Source organism: Bacteroidota bacterium (assembly GCA_019637975.1).
Classification (GTDB): Bacteria; Bacteroidota; Ignavibacteria; order UBA10030; family UBA6906; genus CAADGV01.
The window spans coordinates 51,981-73,875 of sequence record JAHBUR010000001.1; the positions used below are offsets into that span (position 1 = coordinate 51,981).

Sequence of the window (21,895 nt, forward strand, 5' to 3'; positions counted from 1 at the left end):
TGCCGGTGGATTACGTTTGAATAACGCCGGGATTAAACTGCGGAAAATCGGGATTGTGCATTGCCATCTCAATTCCCCTGGAAACGATGTTGCGTGTCTCCGCGGGATCAACAATTCCATCAACCCACAATCGTGCGGCGGCAAAGTAGGGGTTCGTCTCTTTTTCGTAACGTTGCTGGATTTCAGCGAGCAACTGCTGTTGTTGCTCTTTGCTGATGTGTTTGCCGCCCTTTTCCATCTGCTGAATGCGAATTCCTAACAATGTCTCGCTCGCCTGCTTCCCTCCCATCACGGCAATCTGTGCAGTCGGCCAAGCATAGATCAAGCGAGGTTCGTACGCTTTGCCGCACATTGCGTAGTTTCCCGCCCCGTAACTATTCCCGACCATGAATGTGAACTTCGGAACGATGCTGTTTGCGACGGCATTCACGAGTTTCGCGCCATCCTTGATAATGCCGCCATGTTCAGCACGACTTCCGACCATGAACCCTGTGACATCCTGGAAAAATACCAGCGGGATGCGCTTCTGGTTGCAGTTCAGAATGAAGCGCGTTGCCTTGTCGGCGCTATCACTGTAGATCACCCCGCCGACCTGCATCTCGCCTTTTGCAGTTTTCACAACCGAACGCTGGTTCGCGACAATCCCGACCGCCCAACCATCAATACGGGCGTAGCCGGTAACGATGGTCTTGCCATAGCCCGCCTTATACTCGTCGAGTTCACTTCCGTCGAGAATGCGCGCAAGAATTTCATACGTGTCATACGGCTTCGTGCGATCTGCAGGAAAGAGGCCGTAGATTTCTTCAGCGGGAAATTCCGGCTGAACGGGTTCGATCCTGTCAAACCCTGCTGTCGGCTTGTGGCCGAGTTTACCGACAATGCTACGGATTTTCTGAATCGCTTCGTCATCATTGGCCATTTTGTGGTCGGTGACGCCGCTGATTTCACAATGGACTGTAGCTCCGCCGAGCAGTTCGTTTTCAATCTCTTCGCCAATTGCCGCTTTCACTAAATGCGCACCGGCAAGGAAGACGCTTCCGGTCTTATCAACAATCATCGCTTCGTCGCTCATGATCGGGAGATACGCACCGCCCGCCACACACGGTCCCATGATTGCAGCAATTTGTGTGATGCCGAGCGACGACATGACGGCGTTGTTCCGGAAGATGCGGCCGAAATGTTCTTTGTCCGGAAAGATTTCACTTTGGAGAGGGAGAAACACACCCGCGGAGTCGACGAGATACACAATCGGGAGCCTGTTTTCGATGGAGATTTCCTGCGCACGCAAATTCTTTTTGGCAGTGATCGGAAACCACGCCCCTGCCTTGACTGTCGCATCATTGGCAACGATCACGACGTCCCGTCCATGAATCTTGCCGATGCCGAACACGGTTCCTGACGACGGGGCTCCTCCATATTCCTCATACATTTCGTACGCGGCAAAAAGGCCGACTTCAAGGAAGTAACTCCCGGGATCAATCAGCTTTTCAATGCGTTCCCGTGCCGAGAGCTTTCCTTTCTGATGAAGTTTCTCAATCGCCGCCTTGCCGCCGCCGAGTTTGACTTTTTCAGCCATCTCGCGAACGAACTTCAGCCGGGATGTGAAATTCTCCTCATTTTTTTGAAACGAGGGAGAATGTTTGAGTTCCGTTCCGATACGCGCCATAGATTACATTGCCAGCAATTGTCTTGCAATAACCATCTTTTGAACTTCAGAAGTCCCTTCACCGATCGTCATCAACTTCACATCACGATACAACTTTTCGACCGGAAATTCCTTGATGAATCCGTAGCCGCCATGAATTTGTACGGCTTCGTTGGTTGCACGCACAGCGGCTTCGCTGGCAAAGAGTTTCGCCTGAGAAACCGCGAGCGTGTAGTCCATTCCATTCGTTGCCATCCATGCTGCCCGTTGGGTTAGCAGCCGGGCGGCATTGATTTCAGTTGCCATATCGGCAAGCTTCCATTGGATGCCTTGAAACTCCGCCAGCGCCTTGCCAAATTGATGCCGCTCCTTTGCATACTTCACGCTCGCATCGAGCGCGCCTTGAGCAATGCCTACTGAAAGGGCCGCAATGCCGATCCGTCCGCCATCGAGAACGGTGAGCGCCTGTTTGAATCCCTGCCCTACTTCCCCGATCAGATTTTCCCCGGGCACACGAACGTTATCGAATATCAACGTTGCGGTATCGCTGCAGCGCATGCCGAGTTTGTTTTCTTTCTTGCCGATGGTGAATCCTTTCATTCCTTTTTCAAGAATGAAGGCCGAGATGCTCCCCTTCCCTTTCGACCGGTCCGTCATCGCCATGATGACGTACGTTCCGCCGACCGACCCTTGCGTTATGAATGTTTTGCTCCCGTTGAGAATCCAGTCCTTGCCGTCGCGGGCAGCGATTGTTTTCATCCCTCCCGAATCACTCCCGGATCCGGGTTCCGTCAGCCCCCACGCGCCGAGTTTGCGCCCGCTGGCAAGATCGGGAACGTACCGCTTCTTCTGCTCTTCATTGGCAAACTTCATGATGTGCCCCGTACACAGACTATTGTGCGAAGCGACGGTGAGGGCAATTGACGGATCGACTTTCGCAATCTCTTCAATGATGACAATCGCCTCCATCTCACTCAATCCGGCACCGCCAAGTTCTTCGGGCCACGTCATTCCCATGAAGCCGAGATCGGCCGCTTTCTTCGCAATGTCGTGAGGAAATTCCTGTGACTCGTCATACTTCATGACGTAAGGGCGCATCTCCTCTTCAGCGAACTTGCGCGCAAGCTCTTGAACGGCCTTCTGGCTTTCGGTGAGATTGAAGCTCATTCCGGTTGCTTCTGACATCGGGTTTCTCCTAGTGATTACGGAAATTATTGATTAATTCATGCGCAAGGTCGTACGGAGTTGTCGTGAACGAAACAACATCATCCATCCGGGAAGAGAGCATACGTTGTCGTTCTTCACTCCAGAAATCCGTACGGAGTGTATCGGCTACAAGCTCACGAATACGTGACTCCATTCGTGAGCGCCGCTTCTTCTGCAGTTCCTTGCTTTGTTCGAGGAACGTCCGATGCTCGCTGATTTTCGCGGCGATCTCTTCAATCCCCTTTCCTTCGCTGGCTATGCATTTCAGCACATCAGGATTCCAGGCACTTGCCGGCTTGAAATGCAGAATCATCTTGATGGACATCACCGCCTGTTCGGCCCCGGCGCGATCAGCTTTGTTCAGCACAAAGAAGTCCGCAATCTCCATCAAACCTGCCTTCATAGCCTGTATGGAATCGCCCGACTCGGGCACGAGAACCACAACGGTTGAATCTGCAGCTCCGGCAATATCCAGTTCCGATTGGCCGACACCGACTGTTTCCATGATGATAATATCTTTCCCCGACGCGTCAAGAACATCGGCTGCCTCCATTGCCTTCTTGCTCAATCCTCCAAGACTTCCCCGCGAAGCCATGCTTCGAATGAACACATCTTCGTCCAACTCAACATCCGTCATGCGAACCCGGTCGCCAAGCAATGCCCCGCCCGTAAACGGACTCGTCGGGTCGACGGCGATGATCCCGACACCGAGATTTTGCCGTCGATAGTATTGTGCAAGTTTGTTTGTGAGCGTGCTTTTGCCGGCTCCCGGGGGGCCGGTTATTCCAATGCGGTACGCACGACCTGTCTTCGGAAAAATCGAACGCAGCAATTCCTCCGAGCCATCAAGCTCATTCTCAACAAGAGAGATTGCCCGGGCGGTTGCAATGCGGTCGCCCTCAAACAACAGCCCCGAATCGACAGCCGATCTACGCGCCATATCCCTCTTTCGATCTGAAGTACTCGACAGTTTTCCGAAGTCCTTCCTCCATTGAAACAGTCGCCCTCCATCCTAATTGCATTTTGATTCGAGCAGATGTGAGAACGCTGCGCAATTGTTCGCCTTTCTTGGCCGGACCGTGACGCTCCTCTGCCGGGGAACCGGTAAGTTTTTTGAGATGATGGAAGAGTTGGTTGACATCCGTTTCAATTCCGGTTCCGATATTGAACACGTGCGAGCCTTCACAGTTGAGCGCCAGAACGTTTGCTTGAACGACATCCCCCACAAACACATAGTCACGCGTTTGCTTCCCTTCGCCGTTGATGACAGGTTGCTGACCGCTAAGAAGTTTTGTTGTGAAGATTGCAACAACGCCCGCTTCGCCTTCCGGATTTTGGCGCGGCCCGTAGATATTTGCATAGCGAAGACTGACAGAATTGATGCCATACACAGCCTTGTAGTAAAAGAGATATTGTTCGGTCGTGAGCTTCGCCACGCCGTATGGTGAAATCGGGCGGGTCGGATGAAGTTCATCGGCGGGAAAATAATCTTGTTCACCATAAATCGCCCCGCCGCTGGATGCAAAGATCACGCGTTTCACACCCGTTGCAACGCAACACTCCAGCATTGTGAGTACGCCGATGATGTTGACGGAAGCGTCATAGACCGGATCTTCGACGGATCTGCGAACATCCATTTGTGCTGCGTGATGATTGACGACATCGAAATTGCCGGCCTGAAAAATCTTCCTCACAGCCTCGGTATCCCGAAGATCAACCCTGTGAAATGTCGCCGCCGGATTGATGTTGATTTGCCGGCCTGTGGAGAGATTGTCCAGAATCGAAACGTTGTGGCCCTGCGTTATGTATTCATCTACAATATGAGATGCGATGAATCCGGCACCGCCGGTAACAAGTATATTCAACCTGTTTTCCCTTTCCGAAATCACATACTGCCTTCAAGAAACTGCCACGCCGTGAAAGCATAGACAACACCAACGACTGTTACCCACGACGAAGCAACAACCCGGTTCCGACGAATATTGAAAAACTCCTTCATCCTTTTTGTGTCCGCGAACAACGCGACGCCCCCTGCCGCGAACATCGCTGCAACTGGCATGAGCGGGAGCCTGTACCGCGCCTCGCAATGCAACAAGACTTGCATACCTGTAAAAAATACCACCGCTAGCAAGATCGGAACGAAGGGTCTTGTCTTCCATCCCATCGTCATCAATCCGAATCCCGCAAACACGTACATCACCATATCGCCCGCAACACACACCGCCTGAAGTCTCGTATCCGAGTCTGTGTTTGAGATGGGATAGATCCAGTGCATATAGAATTTCTTCAGAGCAAGAGTTGCCGCATTTCCCGGTTCTGACAGAACATATTCGATAGCAAGCTTTCTGCCCAGTGCACTTCTTTCTGTTTCCGTTGATCTGGTCAGATTCAGATTGTGTTCCGCCGCTCTCAACCGGAACCATTCCTCGAAGCCCGGTTTACTGCTCCATGTTCCTGTCGAATACGGGTTGTTGCCGAGCAGCAGGGAGATTCCGCCCCACGAGGAGATCGGAACAAATTCGCCGTGAACATTATAGTTACGAATCGTCCACGGCGTGAGAACAATCAGCCAGGCAACAATTGCAACTGCCAACGAGCCAGCATACACGCCGGGTTGTTTCCGATACGCCACAAGAAGCACGGCAATCAGGAAAATAAAGAAGCCGAAGAACACAGCCCTCGTCAATGTGGCGAAGCCCGCAAGGATGCCTATCAACGCTCCGGTTGCAATCGTCGGGTGTTTGCGTTGGCGTTCCAGCAAGATGAATGAAGCGAGAACGAAGACAATGTACAACGATTCCGTCTGAAGCAACGTCGAATAGATAACAAGCCCCGGGTATAGGGCAATGAACGCGGCCGCAATCAGGGCAACAAACCTGCGGCCGGACAAATCGAGAGTCAGCACAAATCCCAGCCAGATTGCCAATCCGCCGAGGACGCATCCGAGCACATGCGGGGCAAGCAGCCCATCTCCCAACACTCGAAAAACAACCGACAAGAGAAAGGGCCAAAGGGGAGCCTTTGTTGACCACTCGCCGTTGGAATCAATAAACGGCTGGCCCTGCGCAAGTTTTGTCGCCAGCGAAACATATTCCCGTTCATCGCCGGTGTACCCTTGAAGATGCAAGTAGCCAACAAGACTCACTCTCAAGATAAAACCGACCAGAACAATCAGCAGAACATCTTGATATGACCTGAGCCATCGCATCAATGCACAAATGCCTTCTTGCCTATATCACGGCGGTAATGCGCACCGGCAAACGATATCTTGCCAACCGCGTTATATGCATCTTCGATCGCGCCGGCAAGATCGGATTTGAGTGCTGTTACACCGAGAACCCTTCCCCCAGCAGTAACCAGGGTGCCTCCCTGGGATTTCGTTCCGGCGTGAAACACCAGAACATTGTTCACTCCCGTCAACTCATCAAGGCCATCGATTTCAATTCCTGTCGGATACTCATCAGGATAGCCGACAGAAGCCAGCACAACACACACAGCAGATTGTGCGTATGCCGCCGACAAGCTGTCCTTGCGCAATGTTTCAATGCGTCCTTCGCATGTTGCTTCGAACAATTCCACAAGGTCGCCGTTGAACAGCGGCAAGACAACCTGAGTCTCCGGATCACCGAAGCGGCAGTTGTACTCAATGACCCTCGGGCCGCTTGCCGTGATCATCAGGCCAACATACAAACATCCTTTGTACGGGCGTCCTTCAGACGCCATTCCGGCGAGTGTTGGTTTGATGATCCTTTCTTCGACGTCGCGCAGAATGTCAGGAGTAACGATCGGCGCCGGAGCGTAGGCACCCATTCCGCCGGTGTTCTTTCCTCTGTCACCATCGAAGACGCGCTTGTGATCCTGCGCCGGTGCAAGCGTGACGAAATCCTTTCCATCACAGATGGCAAACACGGAGGCTTCTTCGCCTTCAAGAAATTCTTCAACAACAATTGTGTCGCCTGCCGAACCAAATTGCCGTTTCATCTCTTCAAATGATGCAAGGGCCTGTTCATGAGAAGAGCAGATGAGAACGCCTTTTCCTGCCGCGAGTCCGTCTGCTTTCAAGACAACAGGCATGGTGGTACGCGAGAGGTAGTCGTTCGCTTCGGCACTTTGCGAGGCGGTGAATTTCTTGTATCGTGCCGTTGGAATTCCGTGCCGCTCCATGAATTCTTTGGCGAACGCCTTGCTCCATTCGAGTTCGGCTGCGCGCTTTGTGGGGCCGAATGCCTTCATGCCATTTGCCTCGAACAGGTCAACGATCCCGTCTGCGAGAGGTTGTTCCGGGCCGACAACTGTCAAGTCGATTTGTTGCCGCTTTGCAAAATCAAGAAGTCCCTCAAGTGCCGTTGCCCGCATCGGCAGACACTCGGCAAGTTCGCCGATGCCCGGGTTTCCGGGCGAACAGAAGATTTCCCTGACCTTCGGGCTTTGCCTGATTTTCCAGACCAAAGCATGCTCACGAGCGCCGGAACCGATGACGAGTATTTTCATTTTATTTCAGCTATCCAATTCAAATCCCTGATACGAGCAACATCATCTACACTGCCAACAGCGATTCAAACAATCTGACTAGCTTGCCTGTCAATTTCGGCCGATCATATTTCTCAACAACCTCCTGCACGGGGCCGCGCAACGTTCCCTCTTCATACTGACGATAGAATTTCTCTATGGCATGCTTGATGGCATCAACATCGTTTGGCGCCGTTACGACTCCTCCGGCTTCGAGGATTGTCTGCTTCATAAACCCGTCCGGCACGCAACCAAGAATCGGCTTGCGGGCACCGATGTACTCATATACCTTGCCGGGTGAGCCGACATTATCACCGACAATCATCCACAAGACATCCGATGCAACAAGATTGTTGACACATTGACGATGGGGCAAATAATCAACAACAATGACGGAATCTTTCAGTCCAAGCTTTTGGACGAGTTTGATGTTTTCCTTCCTGAACTTTCCGATAAATAACGCCTCGATGCGATCACGGAGGCGCGGCTGCTCTTGAAACAACGCGTGAAGCGCCTGCAGAAAGTACGTTGGCACTCTGTCTTCCCAAAAGACTCCGGCGTAGGTAATTCTCATCTTGTTCGTTCTGGAAATAACATCATCGGCATCTGCCGCAGCAAAATCATCAGGATCATAGCCTTGCGGGATGATTTCGACATCATTGTAGCCCAGGAAGCGGTGGCGTTTGATCAACAGCTCCTTCACGTTGCGATTGGTTGTGACGACATGGCTGCTTGCTTTCAGGGCGTTCCGTTCCAACCGGATTGTACGCAACTTGTGATAGGGAGTCGGGTAGAATTTGTGGGGATACTCAACCCACGCGTCCCGATAGTCGAACACCAACGGGATGTTGAGATGGGACTTGATCTCCGCTCCGATGAGAAAATCCGTAAACGGAGGGGCGGTGGCAAAGAGCAGATCAAACGGTTTCGCTTGATGCAACTCCAGCGCCTTCCGCACCGCCTTCCGTTTCCATCCGATCTTGTTGTCGGGAATGAAGAATGTATCACTGACACGACTCAGGAATTTCCTCGTGCGCTCCGACGGGAGCTTCACGGTGCCCTTCCTCGCTAAAACCTTCCCCGGTCCAGCCGCGTTTGTGCGGACGATTTCGACATTCCTTCCCTCCAACTCCTTCAGAAGCGTATCATCATGCGCAAAGTAGCCCACAGGCTCGACAGTCAGCACCGTAGGTTTCCATCCGAATTCGGGAAAGTACTTGACAAATTTCAACGTCCGTTGAACTCCGCTCAATCCCATCGGAGGAAAGTAGTAGGCAATGACAAGAACCCGTCGCTCGTCCATCGTCTGCGGACTTTCTTGAGCTCGGACTGTCACGGTTTCAATCATTCCGCTGGATACGTTTGATTTCTTACAGATTGATAAGCTCTTTCGGAGCCTCGTTGAGAACGTGGCAGCCGGCATCATTCAGTAACACATCATCTTCGATCCGAACGCCGCCGAAGTCGGGCACATACACTCCGGGCTCAATAGTGATTACACTGCCGCTGCGCAACCGTTCCTTGCTCAACTGTGACACTTTCGGGCGCTCGTGAACCTGCAAGCCGAGTCCGTGACCGAGCGAGTGATTGAAGTACTTGCCGAGTCCGCCCCGTTCAATGCGCTTCCGTGCAACTGCATCAAGGTCTTTTGCCCACATCGAGCCCCGGGCAGCATCAATGGCATCCTGCTGCGCGTCCTTCACAACCTGGTATATTCTCTTTGCACGGGAACTCACATTGCCAACGGCAATAGTTCTTGTGATATCCGAGTTGTATCCGTCGACCACACAACCGAAATCGAGCGTGACGAATTCGCCGGAACGGATTTTCTTTCTGCTTGCGCGGGCGTGCGGAAACGCTCCGCGTGTGCCGCTGGCGACAATAATTTCAAACGCATCACGCTGGGCACCGAAGCGTTTGTGGAGATAGGAAATCTCTGCCGCAATTTCCAGCTCCGCTACTCCCGGCCGGATCATATCCAGCACTTCGTGGAAGACCTTGTCGGAAACCTTTGCAGCACGGCGCATATTGTCAATCTCCATCTCGTCTTTCACCAACATCACGTTCTCGACAATGTCGGCCGTTGAAGCAAACGAGGTCTCAGGAAAGAGCCGTCGCAGAACCCTGTATTGCGCGTAGGTGATCTGGTTGGATTCGAATCCCGTTTTCCCGGCACCGCTCAGCAATGCCCGCGCAGCGGCTTCTTCGTACAATCCCCCGTGTGTGATGATGATGCGCCTGCAGCCCTTCACCTCTTTTGAAGCTTGCAGCGTGTAACGTACATCCGAGAGAAATGCCGAAGATCTCTGAGTAACGATGAGCAGGGCGTTGGATCCGGTAAACCCCGTCAGGTAGCGGATATGCGGCAGTGATGAGACGATGAACGCATCGAGCCCTTTTTCCCGCACTTCTTGACGTACACGCACAATTCTGTTGTGTGTCATCTGGAACAAATCATCCGTGGTAATTCGGGGCTTCTTTGGTAATGGCAATGTCGTGCGGGTGACTTTCGCGCAACCCGGCATCTGTCATTCGCACAAACTTCCCGTTCTTCTTCATCTCGTTAATAGTCGCACAACCGCAGTATCCCATCGCGGCACGCAATCCTCCGACCATCTGATAGATGGTGTCTTCAAGAGGGCCTTTGTAGGGAACGCGGCCCTCGATCCCTTCGGGCACGAGTTTCTGAATATCATCTTCAGCATCCTGGAAGTAGCGATCCCTGCTGCCTTCCTTCATGGCGCTGAGGGAGCCCATCCCGCGATAGATCTTGTAACTGCGGCCTTCGTAGAGAACTTTTTCGCCCGGACTTTCATCAACGCCGGCAAATAATCCGCCGATCATGATCGTATCTGCACCGGCAGCTATCGCTTTGGCAATATCGCCTGTTTGCTTGATGCCGCCGTCGGCAACTATGGGAATGCCTGCGCGTGCAGCCACTTTCGCGCAAGCCATGATAGCCGAGACTTGCGGAACGCCGACACCCGCAACTACGCGCGTCGTGCAAATCGAACCCGGCCCGATACCAACCTTCACGGCATCGACTCCTGCTTTAATCATATCGCGAGTCGCTTCGGCCGTGCCGACATTTCCGGCAATCAAGTCGAGCCTTGGAAACTTCTTTCTGACTTTGCCTACCGCATCAAGAACTCCGCGCGAATGGCCGTGTGCAGTATCAATCACGATAACGTCAACATCGGCTTTCATGAGTTCCGCGACCCGCTGGAGAATGTCGGCTGTTACTCCGACAGCGGCCCCGACGCGCAAACGTCCGTGCTTGTCCTTGCAAGCGTACGGATGTTTTCGCTTTTTCAGGATGTCTTTGAATGTGATCAAACCCTTCAGTACCCCGCTCTTGTCAACAACCGGCAGCTTCTCGACTTTATGCTTTTGAAGAATTCGCTCGGCTTGTTCAAGACTTGTTCCCTGTGGCGCGGTAACCAGGTTGTCCTTGGTCATGATGTCGACAACCAGTGCGTCTTCGTCAGGCTCGAATCTCAAATCCCGATTGGTAATGATTCCGATGAGCTTTCCACCCCCATCGACAACGGGAATGCCTGAAATTGAGTACTTCTTCATCAATTTCAGCACATCCCGGACCTTCAGGTTTGCCCGAACGGTAACCGGTTCGAGGATCATGCCGCTTTCGGAGCGCTTCACGAGAAGCACTTCCTCGGCCTGACGGGCGATCGACATGTTCTTGTGAAGAATGCCGATGCCCCCTTCGCGCGCCATGGCAATCGCCATTCCGGATTCTGTCACCGTATCCATCGCCGCGCTGACGAGCGGCACATTGAGCGTAATGTTGCGCGTCAGTTTTGTGCGGATGTCGACTTCACGCGGCAGAACGTTGGATTTTGCAGGAACGAGAAGAACATCATCGTACGTGAGGGCTTCAAAAAGGACTTTATCTTTCACAGGGGAATGTTCAATGGAAATCGTAGAAACAGTTTACTGTTACACATGAAGGATTCCTATACAAATGCAGGAATTCCAGTAATATCCTCTCCGACAATCAGCGTATGCATCTCATGCGTCCCTTCGTACGTGATTACGGATTCAAGATTCGCCGCATGTCGCATAACGGGATATTCATCAAGAATTCCGTTTGCCCCGAGAATGCTGCGTGCTTCACGGGCAATCTGTAATGCGTGATAGACGTTGTTTCGCTTCGCGAAAGAGATTTGCTGAAAGCGGACTTTCCCGGAATCTTTCAATCTGCCAAGTTGGAGGCAGAGGAGTTGCGCCTTCGTAATCTCATTCAGCATATGAACAAGCTTCTCCTGCGTTAGCTGGAAGGATGCAATCGGCTTGTCGAACTGGATGCGTGTTTTTGCGTAGTTTAATGCCGAGTCGTAACAAGCCATCGCCGCACCGATTGCGCCCCACGCAATTCCGTACCGGGCTTGCGACAAGCAACTTAGAGGCAGTTTCAATCCTTCTCCGTTAGGCAGAATATTTTCTTTCGGGATAAAGACATCTTGCAGAATCAATTCCGACGTAACAGATGCGCGAAGCGAGTGCTTCCCCTTCATCTCGGGAGCTGAAAATCCTTTTGTCCCCTTCTCAACAAGAAATCCGCGAACAACGCCCTTCAACTTCGCCCACACCACTGCAACATCGGCAAGGGTGCCGTTTGTGATCCACATTTTTGCGCCATTGAGAACATAGCCGTCACTCGTTTCCTCAGCACGCGTTATCATGCCGCCGGGATTTGAACCGAAGTCCGGTTCGGTCAATCCGAAGCAACCTATTGCCTCGCCTTTTGCGAGTCGAGGAAGCCAGTAGTCCTTCTGCTTTTCGGAGCCGTAGGCAAAAATCGGAAACATGACCAATGAACTTTGCACGGAAGCAAAGCTGCGAACACCGCTATCACCCCGTTCAAGTTCCTGCATTACCAAGCCGTAGGCAACGTTATTCATTTCGGCACAGCCGTATTTCGCGGGGAGTGTGGAGCCGAACAATCCGAGGTCAGCCATCTTTGTTACAAGATCCATCGGGAATGTTCCGGCGCGTGCATGCTTCTCGATAATCGGAATGACATTATCATCAACAAACTCGCGGACCGTGTTGCGAACAAGAAGCTCTTCTTCAGAAAGAAGGCTATCTAAGTTCATATAGTCTACTCCCTGAAACTTCTGCATAGAACTCCTTGGAAAGATATGAACATGAAGAAATGCCCTGTTCACAAAAAGCAACACAGGGCCGGAAAGTGAATAAAATCTGGACAAAATGAACACAAAATCGACGGAAAAATCAAGGAACAGGCTGGCTCAAAAAAGGAAGAAAGCCGCCGAAGTTGGTCAGACCCGGCGGCTTTCCGTAAGGAGAGTTATATGTGGTACTGGTCACCTTGTTAGACGACTTGACCCTGAAAAGGTTGCACTTCTTGTCGGGGTTTTTTTGAGTTGGGAAGACGTTTAGGAGCTTCGTGAGTTGCATTCAAATGCAGAACTCACTCGTCGCTGAAGCCGTATTTCTTGAGCTTAAGGTAGAGGGTTTTTTTGGAGATGCCAAGCTCGGCGGCGGTCTTGCCTCGATTCAGATTGTTTCGCCTGAGTGTCTGCTCAATATGCCGCCGTTCAAGCTCTTCAAGGGGAATTGTTTTGTGCGAGGAATTAGAAGTAGCATCGTCGGATTCATACAATGCGAAGAGCTTGTCGCTTCGCTGAATGTGCATCGAAAGGTCGGACGGTTCGATAACCTCTCCGCTGGAAAGGAGCACAGCTCCTTCCAGCACATGCTCCAATTCACGGACATTGCCCGGCCAGTCATAGTTCATCAACAAATCGATCGTCGCCGGAGCCAGCCGTTTCGGATCTCTCAGTCTTCCTTTCTTTTGCATGAAATAATCGGCAAGAAACGGGATGTCTTCTTTGCGTTCCTTCAACGACGGAACCTGGAGCGTTACAACATTCAGGCGATACAGCAAATCCTCGCGAAAGCGCCCGGTTGCAACCTCTTCACGCAAATCCTTGTTGGAAGCACTGACAACGCGGACATCCACCGTAAGCACATTTGTTCCTCCCACGCGACGGAACTCGCCGCTTTCAAGAAAGCGCAGAAGTTTCGGTTGTATTGCCGGGCTTATATCTGCGACTTCATCAAGAAAGAGCGTACCCCCGTTGGCAACTTCCACTAACCCTTGCTTCGATGTGTAGGCGTTCGTGAATGCTCCCTTTTCGTGTCCGAAGAGCTCAGTCTCGAGTAACGAATCCGGAATGGAAGCGCAGTTCACAGCCACAAACGGGCGATTATTGCGGGGACTCTTCCGATGAACGAAGCTTGCCACCAGTTCCTTCCCTGTACCGCTCGCTCCCTGAATCAGAACAAATGAGTCGCTGTTCGCGAATCGCTCCGCGCTTTCAATCATTTTGAGGAAGGCGGGACTTTGTCCGATCAGTTCGTTCGACCCTCCCTTCCTTACCAGCTCGCTTTTCATCAACTTGTTGTCGATGAAAAGTTCTTTTCGCTCGATTGCGCGGTGAATAGTGTTGAACAGTTCGTCGATATCGTACGGCTTGGCGAGAAAATCGTACGCTCCCATCTTGATAGTCTGGATAGCCGTTTTAATGTCGGCGTAGTTGGTAAGGATGATAACCTGGGTGGTAGGCGAATATTCCTGAACGAACTGCAGAACCTCGATGCCGCTTACCCGCGGCATCTTAATATCGAGCAGCAAAACATCATAGACTTTTTGCTGAATCTTGTTGATTGCCTGGCTTCCGTCGGCGGCGGTATCCACGGTGAATTCGTCGGAGTCGCCGAGTTCGCTTTCGAGAAGCGTGCGAAGATATTCTTCGTCATCGACAATGAGCAGATTGTACTTTTTTGCCATGGCAGGCCGTTAGCAGGAACAACAAGGGGAACTACTCACTCATCACGCGGTCAATAGTGGTAAGAAGGTCAACAAGATCATACGGCTTGCTGACAAAGTCTTCGGCACCAAGTTTTTTGGACTCTATGGCATTCTTGAGGTCGGCAAAACCCGTCAACATAATGACCTTGGTGCTGGTATGTTTTTCCTTGATGACTTTCAGCACTTCGAAGCCGTTCATATTCGGCATTTTGATATCAAGGAGCACCAAATCATACGCGCCTTTTCTCAGTTCATCAAGCGCTTCCATTCCATCGGCGGCGGTTCCGACGTCGTAGCCCTCGCTGTTGAGTTCGGCGCTGAGCACCGTTCGCAATGCATCCTCATCATCAACCACGAGAATTTTTCGCTTTTCAGCCATTCATTTGACCTTAGGATTTTGTAGGTATTCGTTATCACCCACACGCGCTGTCGCAGGAATGCACTCTGCAAACCAGGTAAAATCAATACGAATGATGATACCCAAAGAATCAAAGAAAATCAACCGCTTTCCTGTTCGAAATGATCGGGATAACACCAAACAACTTCTGTATGCATAGACGGCAACGTTGAAACAGCTTGCGATTGACTACTGTCACCGGTTTGCAGAAAGTCCAATGCTTCGTTGCAAATCAGAACAAGTTATGGTATACTTGAACAACTGACATTTCAAACTCCGAATCGTCTCTCAATGGAAACGCCCGCGACCATCAACGTCTTGTTTGTCGACAATGATACGAGCTACATGGCTGTAGCACATCACCTGCTATCGAAATATCAGGGGAAGAGGTTCAATGTCGTCTGGAAGCATGACGGCCAATCGGCACTTGCTGAACTGAAGAGTAACCCTTCTCTCGAAATTATTATCATCGACTACTACCTGCCGGAAAAAAGCGGCCTGGAAGTCACACGGGAAATCCGCGAACAACAGATTGATACCCCCATCGTATTTCTGACATCCAACAAGGATTTTCGACTTGCCATCGAAGTCATGAAATACGGTGTCGAGGATTATGTGATCAAGGATGAGGCGATGGACACCGTTCTTCCCCGCACCATCGTCAACAGCCTCGAGCGGGTGTACCTCAAAAGAAAAATCGCTGAGCAACAAAAGGCTGAGTTGATTGCAAAGAAACGAACAGACGCCATCAAAGAACTCGTCGTCACTGTTTGCCATGAATTCAACAACCCGCTGGCTGCAATCAAAATTTCCACTGATATCCTGTTGCGACAGCAACTCATACCGCAGGAGAAGAAGATGGTTCAGGACCTCGACAACAATATCGCGATCGTCGAGAAGGAGATTAACAAGCTGCGTGACATCAATTACGACAAGGTGGAATTCCTGAAAAGCTCGCCGCAGTGACAGGCACGCGCATCATGTAACAGCTTGCATCTCGTCCCCTCAATATCTATATTAGACCGAGAAAAATGGTTCAGAGATTCCCAATACAGGTAATGATGCGAAACGTGCCGCGGCAAAAGGCGATCAAGAAATACCTCGTTCGACACATAAGAAGTTAGAGAGAAGTGTCCCGCCCGAAAGCGGGACACTTTTTTTGTCAAAGGGCTCCCCGTTCATGACAGTAAACGATGTTCATAGGCTGATTTCCTCGTGGGCTCCTCCAGATATTGCCTGGGAGAAGGACAACGTCGGCCTGCAGATAGGTAATATGAACGCCGGCGTAAAAGGAATTCTGGTTAGCCTTGATGTAACACCAGAAATCGTTGCCGAGGCAGCACGACGCAAGGCCAATCTTCTCATCAGTCATCATCCCTTGTTGTTCAGGCCGCCAAAGTCCATTACGCCTCAAGATGAGGTCGGCAGATGTATCCGAGCGTTGATCGAACGGGACATCAATCTGTACGCGGCGCATACAAATCTGGATTTTACACGAGGCGGAACAAGTTTTGCCATTGCGGAAGCGCTTGCGCTGCAGAGCGTAGAGTTTCTCCACACGACGTATCACGTGCAGAAGAAGATCGTTACGTTCGTGCCCGAACAGCATGTTGATGCTGTGCGCGATGCAATGGCAATGGCAGGAGCGGGCATCATCGGGAACTATGACCATTGTTCTTTCGGAACTGCGGGAAGAGGATCCTTCCGGGGGAATGAAAAAACGTCGCCCGCAATTGGAGTAAAGGGAAGACTGGAACACGCAGCCGAAATCCGTCTCGAAATGATCGTGAACCAGTGGGATGTACCCAAAGTCCTGGCGGCGCTACGCGAAGCTCATCCGTACGAGGAGGTAGCGTACGATCTCTACCCGCTCGATAACATAAGCACCGAGTTCGGAATGGGAATAGTAGGAACACTGAAACGCCCGATGCGCGTGCGTGCATTTCTTGAATTCGTCAAGAAGCGACTCAAAGCGGGCGCGTTGCGGCGAACCGAGTCGAAGGCCACAATGATCCGCACAGTTGCCGCGTGCGGCGGAAGCGGTGCCGAACTGACGGATGTTGCTATTGCTCGCGGGGCGGACGCATTCATCACGGCTGATGTCAAGTATCACGACTTCCACCATGCACATGGAAACATTCTTCTGATTGATGCCGGACATTATGAAACGGAACGCCCGGTCGTCGACGCAGTTGTAAGAAGGCTGAAACACGAATTTCACGCGCAGGGGATCACCCTCCCTGTCGCAGCAACGCAAATCACAACAAACCCGGTTTCTTTTTTTTAGATTTATTGGGAGACACACTTTGGAAAACAAGCTACGAACGTTGTACACTTTGCAGTTGATCGACAACAACCTCGACGAGATCGAGGATATGAAAGGCGACCTGCCCGGCGAGGTGCGAAAACTCGAGGAGAACATTGCCGCGTTGCAGGAACAACTTTCGTTGCTTGAGGAAACAATGCGCGGAGCCTTCTCGCTACGGAACAATGCGGACTCGGAAATCATCTCTCTCAGAGAGAAGATCGAGAAATACAAATCGCAGCAGTTTCAGGTTCGCAACAACAAAGAATACGACGCCCTGACACGCGAAATGGACCAAGCGGCTGAAACCATCGCCAGACTGGAGAAAGAAATGAGCGCATTGGAAAACAAGGCGACCATTGCGCGTACCGATATCGAAACCGGAAAGAAGGAACTCGAAGAGTCGCAGGCACAGCTTGAAGAAAAGAAGGCCGAATTGGCCGAGGTTTCGAAAAACACCGAGGAAGAAGAGCTGAAATTCAAGCATGAGAGAGAAAAGGTCGTCGTCCGCATTGCCAAGGCAGACTTGGCCTTGTACGAGCGCATCAGGAAGGCCAAGAACGGCAGGGCCGTCGTGCCCATCAAGCGCGGCTCGTGCGGTGGCTGCTACACGGCAGTTCCACCACAGAAGGTTCATGAATTGAAACAGAACAAGCGTTTGTACACGTGTGAACGGTGCGGGCGGATTCTTGTCTCTACAGAAATCGCCGAAACTTCCACTGCGCTTGTATAAGCGGCAAACGGCGTAAGAGTTTTTTTAATTAACTAAATCGAACATACTGTACTGCAGGTCGGGCAGCCGCGTGGCGCCATCCGGTGTCCATGAGGAAAGTCCGAACTCCGCAGAGCAAGGTGCCGCGTGAATAGCGCGGGGTTTGGGCGCGCAAGCGCTCAAACACGGAAAGTGTCACAGAAAAAATACCGTCCCGACTCGTCGGGATAAGGGTGAAAAGGCGAGGTAAGAGCTCACCGCCCCGATGGTAACATCGGGGGCACGACAAACCCCACCTGGAGCAAGACCATGTATGGGAGTTCACGAAGTTGCTCGCTTCGTCGTGTCCCTTCCAACACTCTACATGTCGGAAGGGACACGAGACTCCCGGGTAGGTCGCTTGAGTCCATCGGCAACGACGGACCCAGATAAATGGCTGCCTCTTCCGCTTCGGCGGAAAAGACAGAATTCGGCTTACAGACCTGCAGTGCCTTTGTGTTGCCCGGGAAATTCCTTCGGGCAACAGAGGAGCCTCCGTGAATACGACCATCCGTGAGAATCGGTGGACACTTGCTTCGCCCCCGCAACCTGAAGTGGTTGCCCGTCTCTCCAAAGAGATCAACGTTCCCGAACCAATTGCCAAGGTTCTCGTCCTCCGGGGAATCGACGACTATGACAAAGCAAAAGCCTATTTCCGGCCCAGCCTGAGCCTGCTCCACGACCCGTTCATGATGAAAGGAATGGAGTCCGCCGCCAACCGCCTTGTTGCAGCATTACAAAACAATGAACACATCAGAGTCTTTGGTGACTACGATGTTGACGGAACGAACGGCGCTGCAATGCTTTATGTCTTCTTCAAGGAACTCGGCGGTCAGGCCTCGTATTATATCCCCGACAGGCTGAAAGAAGGCTACGGTATTTCCAACACCGGCATCGACAATGCAGTTGAGGCCGGGGCAACTGTTTTTCTTGCCGTTGATTGCGGGATTACCGCTGTCGATCAAGTAGGCTATGCTAACCGATGCGGACTTGACGTCATCATCTGCGACCATCATGAGCCCGGAAGCGCAATTCCCAACGCTTACGCTGTTCTCGATCCCATACAAGCCGGTGATACTTACCCATTCAAAAGTCTCTGCGGATGCGGCGTCGGCTTCAAGTTGATTCAGGCTGTCGCAAAGAAACTCGGGAAGGAATCCGTTCTTCCCTCCTATCTCGATTTCGTAACCCTGGCAAGCACGGCGGATATCGTTTCATTGACGGGAGAAAACAGAATTCTCGTGCGCCTCGGGCTCGAATCGATCAACAAGAATCCGCGTCCCGGCATTCGCGCTTTGATTGAGATTGCAGGTTTCACGTTGGGAAATGTCCACACAGGGCAAATCGTCTTCGGCCTCGCCCCGCGCATCAATGCCGTCGGACGACTCGGCGACGCCATGCGGGCTGTCCGGTTGCTGACAAGCGAGACAGTTGAAGAAGCCGAACGCCTTGCCAAAGTGATGGAAGAAGAGAATATGAACCGCCGCAAGATTGACGGGGATACCTTTGAAGAAGCCCAACTGCTGATCGAACGTGAATGCGATGATGTTGAAGCGGAGGCGGCTCTAGTGCTGCATCAGGATCATTGGCATCCCGGCGTTGTCGGGATTGTGGCTTCGCGGATGGTCGAGAAGTACTACAAACCGTCCATTATGATGGCAACCGTAGACGGCGTTGCAAAAGGTTCCGCACGCAGCGTCTCGGGATTTAATATCTATGATGCGCTCAAGCGATGTGAAGAATCCATTCTCCAGTTCGGCGGACACAAATACGCAGCCGGCGTGACGGTGGAATTGGCAAAGCTGGAGGAGTTCAAGGAAGCGTTCAAAAATGCCGTCCGCGATTTGATGAGCGACGAGTTGAGAAAGCCTGAAATCAAGATAGATACGGAGATCACTCTTCAGGAAATCACGCCACGGCTTGTTCGTTTGCTGAATGAGTTTTCGCCCTTCGGCCCGGGCAACATGCGTCCGGTATTTCTTTCACAACATCTCGAGCTTGCCGGTCCGCCCCGCATCGTCGGCAGAAACCATCTCCGCTTTAAGGTAAAACAGAACAACCACATCATTGACGCAATCGGGTTCAATCTCGGGCATCTAATGCCAAAGCTCACTCCCGGCAGAAGGGATGTCGAGTGTGTCTTCACGATCGAAGAGAATGATTTCGTATCGAGAAATGGAAATGGAAGGCGGGATACAGTGCCACAACTCAAAATCAAAGATATCAAATAGACTTCGACACAGGAGAACTCATTATGTCCGGTCACTCCAAATGGTCAACCATCAAACGCAAGAAAGGCGCTACCGATGCTGCACGAGGCCGTCTGTTCACGCGACTTATCAAGGAGATCACGATTGCGGCTCGCGACGGAGGCGGCAACCCGGATGGCAATCCCCGTTTGCGTCTGGCCATCAATACAGCAAAGGCCGCCAACATGCCCGCCGACAATATCAAGCGCGCAATCCAGAAAGGTACCGGTGAACTGCCGGGCGTATTGTATGAAGAAGTCACTTACGAAGGATATGCACCGGGCGGCGTTGCCATCATTGTCGAGTGCGTAACCGACAACAGTACGCGTACGGTTTCCGAAATGCGGCACATCTTCTCGCGCCACAACGGCAACTTGGGATCGAGCGGCAGCGTTGCGTGGATGTTCCACAAGAAGGGACAGATTGTCGTGCCGACATCGGGTCAGCCAAAACCGGTCAGCGAAGATGATTTACTGACGATCATTCTCGACGCCGGAGCCGACGATATGCAAGCGGATGAAAGCGGCTTCACCATCACAACTACACCGCAAGCATTTGAAGCCGTGAAGAAGGCAATCGACGACAAGGGAATTCTCGTCGAGAGCGCATCTGTTCAGATGGTTCCCGAAAACCAGACGAAGGTCTCCGGAAAGGAAGCCGAACAGACTCTCAAACTCATGGAAGCGCTCGAAGAACATGACGACGTACAGAATGTCTACGCCAATTTTGATATTGATGAGAAGGAAATGGCTGCGTTGAATGGCTAAGGTGTCCCGACACGGCGTGAAGAAGCGCTCACATGCGGAGAGAATATCCCGCCCGGAATCCATCATCGTGCTTGGCGTTGACCCGGGGACTCTTGTAACGGGATACGGACTGGTTGCACGGAAAAACAATGAAGTGACGTTTCTCGCCTGCGGCAGCATCAGCAACAACGGCGGCACGGCAATGCCGCTACGCTTGAAGAAGATTTATAATGAGTTGTGTGATGTGATTGCAAAATACCACCCCGACGAGTTTGCGATCGAGTCGGCGTTCTACGGCAAAAATGCCCAATCGGCATTGAAGTTGGGACACGCCCGCGGCGTTTCCATTCTCGCTGCCGTCGAAAAGCAAATCCCGACCGCCGAATACTCGCCCCGCGAAGTCAAGCGGGCCATCGTCGGCACCGGCGCTGCCTCAAAGGAACAAGTCCAGTTTATGGTCAAATCCCTGCTCGGCGTAGCAGGTTCAAAAATGCTGCACGATACATCCGATGCCCTCGCCATCGCAATCTGCCACGCACAGCGTATGACAACGCCATCTTCAACACACAAGGATTGGAAATCCTACATTGCGGCACATCCTGAGCGGGTACGCGCATGATTGCTTCGCTTCGCGGAAAACTTCTCGCAAAATCTCCCACAGAATTATTGTTGGATGTCAACGGCGTCGGGTACGCGGTCAGTATTCCTTTGTCTACTTTTGAGAAGATTGGCGAGACCGGAAGTGAAACAACTCTTCTTACCTATCTGCATGTTCGGGAAGATGCGCTGCAACTCTACGGCTTCTCGACGGAAGAAGAGCGCAATCTCTTCAAACTTCTCATCTCCGTTTCTGGTATCGGGCCGAGAATGGCGCAGAGTATTCTTTCGGGAATCTCCGCTTCCGATCTTACCAACTACATCAGCGAGGGAAATCATTTCGCCCTGACAAGAATACCCGGGATCGGAAAAAAGATTGCCGAGCGGCTGGTAGTTGAGTTGAGAGAGAAGATCGGGAAGATGGAAATGCCCACCTCCCTCCCTCCTGCCTCTTCGGCATCACAGTCGAGCATTCGCTCGGAGGCGTTGCTTGCGCTTACCTCACTCGGCTTCAATCGAAGTGTTGCGGAGAAAGCACTCCGTGCTGCAATTCAGGAGACAAATGGGAAGGATGTGACTGTTGAGGTGTTGCTTAAAGCAGCGCTGAAGCACGCAAGCGGAAATTGACGGG

Annotated in this window: 19 protein-coding genes and 1 other RNA gene; 8 read left to right on the plus strand and 12 right to left on the minus strand. The window is 51.9% G+C overall.

Annotated elements, in window-relative coordinates:
- Positions 1 to 10 precede the first annotated feature (10 nt).
- The 12 genes from KF749_00155 to KF749_00210 all read right to left on the minus strand — a co-directional run bounded on the left by KF749_00155 (position 11) and on the right by KF749_00210 (position 14,598).
- Positions 11 to 1,666, minus strand: a complete 1,656-nt coding sequence (locus KF749_00155; protein MBX2989556.1) for an acyl-CoA carboxylase subunit beta — start codon at positions 1,664 to 1,666, stop codon at positions 11 to 13.
- Positions 1,667 to 1,669: 3 nt separating this feature from the next.
- Complete coding sequence (locus KF749_00160; GenBank protein ID MBX2989557.1) at positions 1,670 to 2,812, minus strand: acyl-CoA dehydrogenase family protein; 1,143 nt, start codon at positions 2,810 to 2,812, stop codon at positions 1,670 to 1,672.
- A gap of 28 nt (positions 2,813 to 2,840) precedes the next feature.
- On the minus strand, positions 2,841 to 3,791 hold the full coding sequence (gene meaB / locus KF749_00165) for a methylmalonyl Co-A mutase-associated GTPase MeaB (protein ID MBX2989558.1): 951 nt from the start codon (positions 3,789 to 3,791) through the stop codon (positions 2,841 to 2,843).
- Entirely contained in the window at positions 3,781 to 4,716 is a 936-nt protein-coding gene (locus KF749_00170) for an NAD-dependent epimerase/dehydratase family protein (protein ID MBX2989559.1), read from the minus strand. Before KF749_00170 ends, meaB begins: the two co-directional genes overlap by 11 nt.
- Before the next feature lie 20 nt (positions 4,717 to 4,736).
- Complete coding sequence (locus KF749_00175) at positions 4,737 to 6,059, minus strand: glycosyltransferase family 39 protein (GenBank protein ID MBX2989560.1); 1,323 nt, start codon at positions 6,057 to 6,059, stop codon at positions 4,737 to 4,739.
- Positions 6,059 to 7,342, minus strand: a complete 1,284-nt coding sequence (gene purD, locus KF749_00180) for a phosphoribosylamine--glycine ligase (protein MBX2989561.1) — start codon at positions 7,340 to 7,342, stop codon at positions 6,059 to 6,061. Before purD ends, KF749_00175 begins: the two co-directional genes overlap by 1 nt.
- Before the next feature lie 46 nt (positions 7,343 to 7,388).
- A complete protein-coding gene (locus tag KF749_00185; GenBank protein MBX2989562.1) occupies positions 7,389 to 8,696 on the minus strand; it encodes a glycosyltransferase family 4 protein in 1,308 nt (435 codons plus the stop codon).
- Positions 8,697 to 8,730: 34 nt separating this feature from the next.
- The gene (locus KF749_00190; protein ID MBX2989563.1) at positions 8,731 to 9,804 is read right to left on the minus strand and encodes an aminopeptidase P family protein; all 1,074 of its coding nucleotides are present in this window, start codon (positions 9,802 to 9,804) and stop codon (positions 8,731 to 8,733) included.
- 10 nt (positions 9,805 to 9,814) lie between these two features.
- Entirely contained in the window at positions 9,815 to 11,278 is a 1,464-nt protein-coding gene (gene guaB / locus KF749_00195) for an IMP dehydrogenase (GenBank protein MBX2989564.1), read from the minus strand.
- Between the two features lie 56 nt (positions 11,279 to 11,334).
- Positions 11,335 to 12,504: an acyl-CoA dehydrogenase family protein gene (locus KF749_00200; protein MBX2989565.1), complete on the minus strand. Its 1,170-nt coding sequence runs from the start codon at positions 12,502 to 12,504 to the stop codon at positions 11,335 to 11,337.
- A 311-nt stretch (positions 12,505 to 12,815) separates the two neighbouring features.
- Entirely contained in the window at positions 12,816 to 14,198 is a 1,383-nt protein-coding gene (locus KF749_00205) for a sigma-54-dependent Fis family transcriptional regulator (GenBank protein MBX2989566.1), read from the minus strand.
- Between the two features lie 31 nt (positions 14,199 to 14,229).
- On the minus strand, positions 14,230 to 14,598 hold the full coding sequence (locus tag KF749_00210) for a response regulator (GenBank protein ID MBX2989567.1): 369 nt from the start codon (positions 14,596 to 14,598) through the stop codon (positions 14,230 to 14,232).
- A 309-nt stretch (positions 14,599 to 14,907) separates the two neighbouring features.
- Between KF749_00210 and KF749_00215 the strand changes: the two genes are divergently transcribed.
- The 8 genes from KF749_00215 to ruvA all read left to right on the plus strand — a co-directional run bounded on the left by KF749_00215 (position 14,908) and on the right by ruvA (position 21,891).
- The gene (locus KF749_00215) at positions 14,908 to 15,582 is read left to right on the plus strand and encodes a response regulator (protein ID MBX2989568.1); all 675 of its coding nucleotides are present in this window, start codon (positions 14,908 to 14,910) and stop codon (positions 15,580 to 15,582) included.
- A gap of 214 nt (positions 15,583 to 15,796) precedes the next feature.
- The gene (locus KF749_00220) at positions 15,797 to 16,903 is read left to right on the plus strand and encodes a Nif3-like dinuclear metal center hexameric protein (GenBank protein ID MBX2989569.1); all 1,107 of its coding nucleotides are present in this window, start codon (positions 15,797 to 15,799) and stop codon (positions 16,901 to 16,903) included.
- A gap of 19 nt (positions 16,904 to 16,922) precedes the next feature.
- Positions 16,923 to 17,654, plus strand: a complete 732-nt coding sequence (locus tag KF749_00225; protein ID MBX2989570.1) for a hypothetical protein — start codon at positions 16,923 to 16,925, stop codon at positions 17,652 to 17,654.
- A gap of 50 nt (positions 17,655 to 17,704) precedes the next feature.
- An RNA gene (gene rnpB / locus KF749_00230) (RNase P RNA component class A) lies at positions 17,705 to 18,126 on the plus strand.
- Between the two features lie 55 nt (positions 18,127 to 18,181).
- Entirely contained in the window at positions 18,182 to 19,903 is a 1,722-nt protein-coding gene (gene recJ, locus KF749_00235) for a single-stranded-DNA-specific exonuclease RecJ (GenBank protein MBX2989571.1), read from the plus strand.
- A gap of 23 nt (positions 19,904 to 19,926) precedes the next feature.
- On the plus strand, positions 19,927 to 20,688 hold the full coding sequence (locus tag KF749_00240; GenBank protein ID MBX2989572.1) for a YebC/PmpR family DNA-binding transcriptional regulator: 762 nt from the start codon (positions 19,927 to 19,929) through the stop codon (positions 20,686 to 20,688).
- A gap of 61 nt (positions 20,689 to 20,749) precedes the next feature.
- Complete coding sequence (gene ruvC, locus KF749_00245; GenBank protein ID MBX2989573.1) at positions 20,750 to 21,286, plus strand: crossover junction endodeoxyribonuclease RuvC; 537 nt, start codon at positions 20,750 to 20,752, stop codon at positions 21,284 to 21,286.
- Positions 21,283 to 21,891, plus strand: a complete 609-nt coding sequence (gene ruvA, locus KF749_00250; protein ID MBX2989574.1) for a Holliday junction branch migration protein RuvA — start codon at positions 21,283 to 21,285, stop codon at positions 21,889 to 21,891. The genes ruvC and ruvA overlap by 4 nt, the downstream gene beginning before the upstream one ends.
- Positions 21,892 to 21,895 lie beyond the last annotated feature (4 nt).